The organism is Actinomycetota bacterium (assembly GCA_040755895.1).
Lineage (GTDB): Bacteria > Actinomycetota > Aquicultoria > Subteraquimicrobiales > Subteraquimicrobiaceae > Subteraquimicrobium.
Genome location: JBFMAG010000061.1, coordinates 1 through 5,615 on the forward strand (window position 1 = coordinate 1; position 5,615 = coordinate 5,615).

8 protein-coding genes are annotated in these 5,615 nt (G+C 46.4%); all 8 read right to left on the reverse strand.

The genetic code is table 11. From position 1 onward, the window contains the following. A partial coding sequence (gene yajC / locus AB1466_02855) for a preprotein translocase subunit YajC (protein MEW6189043.1) occupies window positions 1-249 on the reverse strand: 249 nt, incomplete at its 3' end. A 58-nt stretch (window positions 250-307) separates the two neighbouring features. Further along, a complete protein-coding gene (gene tgt / locus AB1466_02860; GenBank protein ID MEW6189044.1) occupies window positions 308-1,438 on the reverse strand; it encodes a tRNA guanosine(34) transglycosylase Tgt in 1,131 nt (376 codons plus the stop codon). Between the two features lie 89 nt (window positions 1,439-1,527). After that, window positions 1,528-2,589 carry a tRNA preQ1(34) S-adenosylmethionine ribosyltransferase-isomerase QueA gene (queA, locus tag AB1466_02865; protein MEW6189045.1) on the reverse strand — a complete coding sequence of 354 codons (1,062 nt, stop codon included), beginning with the start codon at window positions 2,587-2,589 and terminating at the stop codon, window positions 1,528-1,530. A 12-nt stretch (window positions 2,590-2,601) separates the two neighbouring features. Further along, complete coding sequence (locus AB1466_02870) at window positions 2,602-2,832, reverse strand: DUF2905 domain-containing protein (protein ID MEW6189046.1); 231 nt, start codon at window positions 2,830-2,832, stop codon at window positions 2,602-2,604. 25 nt (window positions 2,833-2,857) lie between these two features. Next, complete coding sequence (locus AB1466_02875) at window positions 2,858-3,415, reverse strand: epoxyqueuosine reductase QueH (protein MEW6189047.1); 558 nt, start codon at window positions 3,413-3,415, stop codon at window positions 2,858-2,860. Between the two features lie 18 nt (window positions 3,416-3,433). Further along, window positions 3,434-4,525: a DUF763 domain-containing protein gene (locus AB1466_02880; protein ID MEW6189048.1), complete on the reverse strand. Its 1,092-nt coding sequence runs from the start codon at window positions 4,523-4,525 to the stop codon at window positions 3,434-3,436. A 90-nt stretch (window positions 4,526-4,615) separates the two neighbouring features. Then, window positions 4,616-5,086, reverse strand: a complete 471-nt coding sequence (locus AB1466_02885; GenBank protein ID MEW6189049.1) for a YbaK/EbsC family protein — start codon at window positions 5,084-5,086, stop codon at window positions 4,616-4,618. A gap of 134 nt (window positions 5,087-5,220) precedes the next feature. Next, window positions 5,221-5,615: PIN domain-containing protein (locus AB1466_02890; protein MEW6189050.1), on the reverse strand; the 395-nt coding region annotated here is incomplete at its 5' end.

Here is a 5,615-nt window from a genome sequence, read left to right on the forward strand (position 1 = left end):
CCCAATGGCCTTTCTATCCACGGTGATCTTGATGTTCTCCGCAATTTTCAGCGTAACCGTGTTTTCGGTGAGCGATTTAATTACACCGTGTATCCCCCCGATGGTCACCACTTTATCACCCACCTTTAACTCGGATATCAACTTCTGATGTCTCCTTGCCCGCAGCTGTTGGGGACGGATTAAGAGAAAGTAAAAAATTGCAAGCAGAAGAACCAACCAAATGACGGAGGCATATTGACCCGTGTCCATAACATCAGTCCTTTCATCAATTTGGCTTACGTTCCATATAATCCAGTGAAAATCCTTTTTATTCAAGCACAGCGAATTCGGATGTCGGATAACGGGTTAAAAAATCTTCTCTAAATTTCGCGAAAGAATCATCCAATATGGCCTCTCTCGCGTCGGAAAGCAGATTAAAGATAAATGCTAAATTATGCCACGTAAGAAGCCTGTGAGCGAGAATTTCTCCGATATTGTGAAGATGTCGTAAGTACGCACGAGTATAATTTCTGCAAACGTAGCAGGAACAAGAGGGATCAAGGGGTTTAAAATCCCTGGTATATCTGGCATTCCGGAGATTTATTTTCCCCTCCGTTGTAAAAACAGTTCCATTTCGAGCCACTCTTGTGGGAAGGGCGCAGTCAAACATATCGATCCCCAATCCAATGGATTCCAAAAGACTCGAGGGATTGCCCACACCCATGAGATACCGGGGTTTACCAAAAGGAATGAAAGATAGGGTGGGCTCGAGGATTTCAAACATAAGATCGTGAGGTTCCCCCACGCTAAATCCCCCTATTCCATAACCCGGAAAATCCATCTCCAGCGTTTTTTCCGCACTTAATCTTCTCAAATCTGGATGGATCCCACCCTGGATGATTCCAAATAAAGCCTGTTTGGGATTTTCGTGATTTTTCCTGCATCTTTCAGCCCAATTGAGGGTTCTCAACACCGCTTCACGCACATAATCGAATTCTGCAGGATAAGGTGTGCATTGGTCAAGAACCATGATGATATCCGCACCCAGGGCATGCTGAATTTCTATAACCCTTTCGGGAGAAAGGAAATGAACCGAACCATCGAAGATGGATTGGAATTTAACCCCCTCGTCTGTAACCTTTAGGGTGGGGCTCAAGCTAAAAATCTGATATCCTCCACTGTCGGTGATAATTGGTCCGTCCCAGTGCATAAAGTGGTGTAACCCCCCGGCTTCCTTAATCACTCCGTGCCCTGGGCGCAAATACAGGTGGTAAGTATTGCCCAGAATCAATTGGGCACCCATTCCCCTCAATTCTTCAGGGGTCAGGGTCTTGACCGCCCCCTTCGTTCCCACGGGTATGAACACGGGGGTATCGATCTCCCCGTGAGGAGTGATGATCCTCCCGACGCGGGCACGAGTATTCTTATCGGTGTGTAAAACCTCAAATTTAAAACTCATTCTAATTGTCATGGTTAATGGTTCACGGATTTATTAATATTTCTCTGTGAAATGTGAACGGTGAACATCTTTTGCTAGCACTGTGGGTGCTAGAGGATGAGCATCGCATCTCCAAAGCTTAGAAACCTATACTCCCTATCAATTGCTTCTCGATAAGCACGTGTGATTAAATTCCTACCCGCAAAGGCGGAAACGAGTATAAGCGTGGTCGATTTGGGCAAATGGAAGTTGGTTATCAGCGCATCAACAATTTTAAAATCAAATCCGGGATAAATAAATAGCTCTGTCCAACCCTCTCCTGCCACAACCCGCCATTTCCTCCCCATTGACCCCGGGGATTTGGGATTCGGGATTCGGACAGCAACGGTCTCCAATGTCCTTGCCGAGGTCGTACCCAGGGCGATTACCCTCTTCCCTTTATCAATGGTCCGATTGATGAGTTCAGCCGAAGCCTGGCTCACTTGGAAGTATTCGCTGTGCATTTTGTGCTCCTGGACATTCTCCACTTTCACCGGTCGAAAGGTATCCAATCCCACCTGCAAGGTTACAAAGACGAAACGAACGCCCTTTCTCACCAAATCTTTGAGAAGCGATGGAGTGCAATGAAAACCAGCGGTCGGTGCCGCGATCGATCCTTCTCTCCTCGCATAGATTGTTTGATAGCGCTCTTTATCTTCCAAGGTTTCATGGATATATGGAGGTAGTGGTACTTCTCCTATTCGATTTAAAACCTCCTTGAAATCCCCTCGACATTCAAAGGAAATTATCCGCTCACCTCCGGGCAATCTTTCTTCGATATGGCCCACCAATAGTCCGTCACTGAAGATTAAATCCACCCCTGGAGGGAGCCTTCTCCCCGGTTTAACCAGTGCCTTCCACTTTTTATCCTCAATTCGGTGCAGAAGCAAAACCTCAACCTTACCTTTAGTCTCTGCCTTGTAACCTCGCAATCTAGCGGGGAGAACCCTGGTATCGTTGAGCACCAAGCAGTCCCCTTGGCTAAGATAATGAGGTAAATCTCGAAAGATTCTGTGCTCGAATCTCCCAGTCGCTCGATCGATGATCATCAAACGCGAACTATCCCGAGGTTCTATGGGGTGTTGAGCTATGAGGTTTTCAGGAAGTAAGTAATCGAACTCGGAAATCTTCATCGATGGAAACCCCTAATGCCTCATGAGGAGAAAGAGAAGATTTAAGAGAATGGTCAAAATGATGCTTATAAGGATACAAGCCCCAAGCGGGAAATAAAAGGTGAAATTCCCCCTGCGGTAAAGAATATCACCGGGAAAGCGCTGCAACCCAAGCCCCTTACCAAAGAAATAGAGCAATCCGCCGGTGATGAAGAGGATGAGTCCAAATAGAAGTATTATTTTGCCCAGACTTTGTAAATCCATTGAAGTCACCCACCACAAAAATCGCCTATTTCTTGGATATCCCTTTGCCAACGAGATGTGGCTTGTAATATCGCTCCCTCTCGCTGTAAATGCACCCGCAATATTGCTGCCTATACAGCTCCAACTCACGGGATTTGACCACGGCTTTCTTCCAACCCTTCCGAAAATCGAGGTAAAGAAAAGGAACATCGTATCGCTCGGCGATGTCCTGGCCAATCTCACGGATTAAATCGTGTTTCTGGAAAGGACTCACCAAAAGCGTTGTGGAGAAGTAGTCGAATCTACCCCTTCTCGCCACCTTTGCGGTCTCCGTGAGCCTCAACCTGTAGCAGATGGGACACCTTACCCTCTCCCGATAGACAACATCCTGGAAGAAGCGATCTATATCGTAAGCTCCCTCTATGAGCTTTATTTCATTCTCCTCACAGAATTTCTTCAGGCAATTTAACCTCCTCTCATACTCCTGAAAGGGTTGAATATTTGGATTATAGAAGAGGCAAACGACCTCATAATTTTCCTCCTTTAATCGCTCCCATGGGGATAAGAGACAGGGTGCACAACAGGCATGTAAAAGGACCTTCATGTTCTCACCGCCTTAGAATTATAAACGCGATGTTCGTTTGGACAAGGGGTAAGAAAGTCTTTTGATGGCCTCCAATTTCTCCCTCCGCCCGATTTTGGCGTGAGTCACCGCCACCCTCAAAATTTCTATGGATTTATCATAGGTTTCCCTGTCCACAGGATAGGGATGGCCATCCTTCCCCCCGTGAGCAAAGCTGTACTTGACGGGATCGCGAAAACTCGGAGCCACCCCATAGACCAGTTCGGAAATCAAACTGAGAGCTCGAATCGTTTTGGGACCAACCCCTTCAATCCCCAAAAGTCTCTCGAAATCCTCGGGTTGTCTTTCATAAGTTTTGAGGAAAATCCTTCCCAAGCTCTCAGGGGATAGATCGTGAACGAGAATTTGATGCGAGGCTGGTAAATCCAGTGTTTGCAGTTTCTTGAGGGTTGAGACCAAACGCTCGGGTTTCTCACGGGAAAGCGATGTGCTCACATTCCTCGCATCTTCACTCTCCCTCGCGACCATATTTAGGGGTCTTCTCCTCTGATCACAGCAGATGGCATAATGGGGCTCGCAGACAAAGCTCTTAAGTTCATCGCCAAGCCAATGATATCTTCTGGCATATCTGGTCTCTTCATTCATTCCCTGCTGAACCACAGCCCAAGAACCTTTGATAGTAAAGACAAAGCAATGATGATAGAGCTGGAAGCCATCCTGAAGGGCAACGCTGTCAATTTTGGCCGCCATTCTGCTGGCATAAACCAATATTGATGGATCAATCGAGAGCAAATCCCCGAAACCTTCAATCTCTGAAGGAGTCTTGCGGGAAACCTTTCCCTTGCCCCCGGCCACAAGTAAACCTAAATCTCTCTCAAGTCTCCTGATGCCCTCCTTCAATGCTCCACAAACCGTGGTGGTCACGCCACTGGAGTGCCAGTCAAATCCCAAGACACAGCCAAAAGCCTGGAACCACAAGGGATCGGAGAGTTTCCTGAGCATCTCCTCCGGTCCAAATTCGCCCACAATGAACAAGGTAATCTCTCTAGCTAACTCCTTCATCCTTTGGAAAAGCCAAGAAGGAGTCCTGCCATAATGCAGCGGCAAATTGGCAATTCCCGTTCTTTTCAACCTTCTTCACCATCTTCAAGTTTGAACCACTCGCATCTTCTTCCTTAATTGTATACTATGTTCCGAGATCGGTTCTCGACCTTCACTTTCTTAAACTTCTTCGGCTAAATCTACAACCCTGGGGTTGACCAGATTTACAAAATCCCGACAATTCATCCTGATGGAATCGATGTGGGTACCTCCGGTAAAGATCACCGTCTCGTGATCCAGCAGCCTCTTGTCCACATAGACGGGAATACCAAACAGCTCCCCCAGGGGTGGAACCGCACCGATCTCGTACTTAGGGAATTCCGCCCCCATCTCTTCCTCCGTGATCAACCGGGCATAACTTGATCCCACAACCTCTCTCAGCTTGTGCATGTCCAATCTATGTGCCCCCGGCAAAACAGCAAAAGCGCGTCTATCCTTGATCTTTATGATTAAATTTTTGGCGATCTCATCCGCTTCTATTCCCAACGCTTTTGCCTCTTCGATGCAACTGAAAACTTGGGGGTGGGTGATATGCTCGTATGAGACACCCTTCTTTTCCAGATATTTCTTGACATCGGGACAAATCGCCATTTTTCATACCCCCTCATTGAGATATCCCGCGACTTTAGGATAAAACATTTTGGAACAATACTCCATATTTCAAAAGTTCACGATCCTCCCATAAAAAGTTGTAAATCTTGCGGAGGATCGATGGTAAGGATTTTTTACAATTCGATCATTTCATCGAGGGTTAAAACCTTGATCTCCTCTACCTTCTTCAGGTTGGGATCGTTTGTTATAAAAGTATCAGCTCCATTTAAAATGCTTGTCGCCGCCTGGATGGCATCCCTTGAGGTGATTCCATATTTTGCCTTGAGTTCCGCGGCCTTCTCCGCAATGCGCGTATCGATGTTCAATACCTTGAGATTCGGGAATGTATTCAAAACGAATTTGTACTCCTCAACAGCTGTTTGATTATTTTCCGCCTTCGGTTTTGCCAATATCTCCATTAAAGTAACTATCGAAGTTACTCCCTTTACCTTGCCTTCCTCGATAGCTCCAAGGATAGCCGAGGTGATCTTGAGGTATTTCTGATTCTCTTCAAAATGATAGATAAAAA